Source organism: Porticoccus sp. W117 (genome assembly GCF_030341905.1).
Classification (GTDB): domain Bacteria; phylum Pseudomonadota; class Gammaproteobacteria; order Pseudomonadales; family Porticoccaceae; genus SCSIO-12696.
In genome coordinates, this window is the sequence record NZ_JATAAF010000048.1 from 1 (window position 1) to 2,455 (window position 2,455).

Sequence of the window (2,455 nt, forward strand, 5' to 3'; positions counted from 1 at the left end):
GTAAGCGTCCGGTCATCACCCCTTGACCGACTCACTCCAATTATGCGGCAGCAATTCCTCAATCCGGTTGCTCTTCTGTGTTGGCAGTTTCTCCAACACATCTTTCAGATACGCATACGGATCATGGCCATTGAGTTTGGCCGACTGGATCAGACTCATCACATTGGCAGCACGCTGGCCACTGCGAAGTGAACCCGCGAACAGCCAGTTGTTTCGACCCAGCGCCCAAGGCCGGATCTGATTTTCCACCCGATTGTTGTCGATAGGCACTGCTCCATCTTCGCAATAGCGAGTTAATGCTTCCCATCGTTTAAGGCTGTAATCGATAGCTCTGGCTATTCCCGAACCATCGGGTACTTTCTTGCGCTGTAAGATCATCCACTGATGCAAACCATCCAGTATTGGCTGTGATTGTTCTTGCCGAACGCGCTGACGCTCTTTATTGCTCTGCTGCTTGACCTGTTTTTCTATCTGGTAGAGAAGCGCTATCTGCTCCAGAGCATATTCCGCCAGGGTACTTTGATTGGCCGCGTGCAAGTCAAAGAACTTGCGCCGGGCGTGGGCCATGCAACCAATTTCTGTGACGCTGTCTCGGAAGCTGGCCTTATAGCCACTGTAGTCGTCACAGACCAGCTTGCCCTGCCAGGTTTGCAGGAACTTCCGGGCGTGCTCTCCCGAGCGATTCGGAGCAAAGTCGTAGACCACTGCATTGAGTGTTGAGAACGGTGTACTGGTATACGCCCAGACGTAGGCTTTATGAGTTTTCTTTTTCCCTGGGGCCAGCATCGCTACCGGGGTTTCATCCGCATGAAGTACCGGTTGTTGGTGCAGCGCACCGCGCATAGCATCCACCAATGGCTGCAGTGCCACACCACAACGGCCCACCCAGTCCGCCAGTGTAGAGCGAGCAATGTCGACACCCGCCCGCGCAAAGATTTTTTCCTGTCGATACAGCGGTAGATGGTCGCTGTACTTGGCAACCAACACCTGCGCCAGCAAACCAGAAGTGGGGATGCCTTTGTCGATCACCTGGGGAGGGACGGGTGCCTGAGTTAAGGTTTCGCAGGCGTCACAGACCCACTTGCCGCGAACGTGGCGCTCAACCGTAAAGGTACCGGGGATGTAATCGAGCTTTTCGCTTACGTCCTCACCAATACGTTTGAGCTGGCAACCACAGTCGCACTGCGTGTTCGTCGGCTCATGCTTGATAGTGGTTCGTGGCAACTCAGGGGGCAACGGCGCCCGTTTGGGGTGACGTTTTTCCGGTGCCTTGGGCTGCAACTGTTGTTCGTGCCGGGACAGCTGCTCTTCGATGGCCGCAATGTCTTCATTGACCAGCTCGTCCAGCAAACTGCGTTGTTGCGGATTCAACGTTTCACTGGTGCGGGCAAACTTGTGTCGTTTGAGGATTGCCATCTCGTGCTTGAGCTTGCTGTTTTCCAACGAGATGGTCTGGATGGTTTGATCTTTTTGCTGAGACTCAGTCTGCATCTGCTGAGCCTCAACCTGCATCTGCTGAACCTCACCCTGCATCTGCAGCACCAATGCGCGCAGCTGGTCTTTGGAAAGAGCATTGAGGTTCGGCGTGTGGGTCATGGGTGCCACTGTGCCTGAACACGAACCGCCTGACGAGTACCAGATCCGGTTATTGCGTAAGACGCAGGGCAATGCGTGGTATCAGAGAACAGCGATGCCTTGATTGGAATCTATCTGATGCCAGGGCAAGCCAACTACCAGCGCTTGCAGCTGTTCGGTGGACAGCTCCAATGGGTGCTGTTGCCAGGTGCGGGCAGGAATAAAGCGCCCTCTGTGCAATCGGCGCGCCGCCAGCCACAGGCCGAAGCCGTCATGAACCAGAACCTTCATGCGATTGGCGCGTTTGTTTAAAAAGACATACGCCTGATGTGGTTGAGCCACGCCAAACACTTTGATCACGCGAGCCAAACAAGTGTCTGGCCCCGCGCGCATATCCAATGGTTCGGTGGCCAACCAGATGCGATCGATACGGATCATGACTGTAGCGCCTTGAGCCAAGGCACGGCCTGGTGGATGTGTGCTATTGGCCAATGAATCGACAGGTTGTTGATCTCAATGCGCACACACTGATCGGCAGTAAGTGGTGCAGATACAGGGATTGGTAAGAAGTCTGTCGATGGGCTTGATGCAGTACTGGATGATTTGCCCGCACCCCGTATCCACTTGTGCACCAGGTTGGCATTCAGACCGTGCTGGCGAGCTATAGCTGCCACAGAAGCGTCAGGCTGTTTGCACAGTGCTACAACCTTTGCTCGAAACTCTGGCGTAAAGCGCCTGCGACGCTTGGTATTGGTTGAGGCCGGGAATGAGAGTGAGGTGCCGCTTAATGTATCCATAATAGGTGTCCACTTAATAATAGGTGGACACCATCATTATGCGTTCAGAACCGGATCGGTAGATGTGTTGGCCGGACGCTTAC

At 54.4% G+C, this 2,455-nt stretch carries 3 protein-coding genes; all 3 read right to left on the reverse strand.

Annotated elements, in window-relative coordinates:
• Positions 1-15: 15 nt before the first annotated feature.
• The 3 genes from tnpC to tnpA all read right to left on the reverse strand — a co-directional run bounded on the left by tnpC (position 16) and on the right by tnpA (position 2,372).
• Positions 16-1,596 carry an IS66 family transposase gene (gene tnpC, locus QSV34_RS15110; protein WP_289156072.1) on the reverse strand — a complete coding sequence of 527 codons (1,581 nt, stop codon included), beginning with the start codon at positions 1,594-1,596 and terminating at the stop codon, positions 16-18.
• Positions 1,597-1,677: 81 nt separating this feature from the next.
• The gene (gene tnpB / locus QSV34_RS15115; RefSeq protein WP_289156074.1) at positions 1,678-2,013 is read right to left on the reverse strand and encodes an IS66 family insertion sequence element accessory protein TnpB; all 336 of its coding nucleotides are present in this window, start codon (positions 2,011-2,013) and stop codon (positions 1,678-1,680) included.
• Positions 2,010-2,372, reverse strand: coding sequence for an IS66-like element accessory protein TnpA (gene tnpA / locus QSV34_RS15120; RefSeq protein WP_289156076.1), 363 nt, complete (start codon positions 2,370-2,372; stop codon positions 2,010-2,012). The genes tnpB and tnpA overlap by 4 nt, the downstream gene beginning before the upstream one ends.
• Positions 2,373-2,455 lie beyond the last annotated feature (83 nt).

Excerpts from the sequence above, each read along its gene's own strand:
- tnpC (WP_289156072.1), bottom strand. The coding sequence starts at position 1,596 with ATGACCCACACGCCGAACCTCAATGCTCTTTCCAAAGACCAGCTGCGC.
- tnpB (WP_289156074.1), bottom strand. The coding sequence starts at position 2,013 with ATGATCCGTATCGATCGCATCTGGTTGGCCACCGAACCATTGGATATG.
- tnpA (WP_289156076.1), bottom strand. The coding sequence starts at position 2,372 with ATGGATACATTAAGCGGCACCTCACTCTCATTCCCGGCCTCAACCAAT.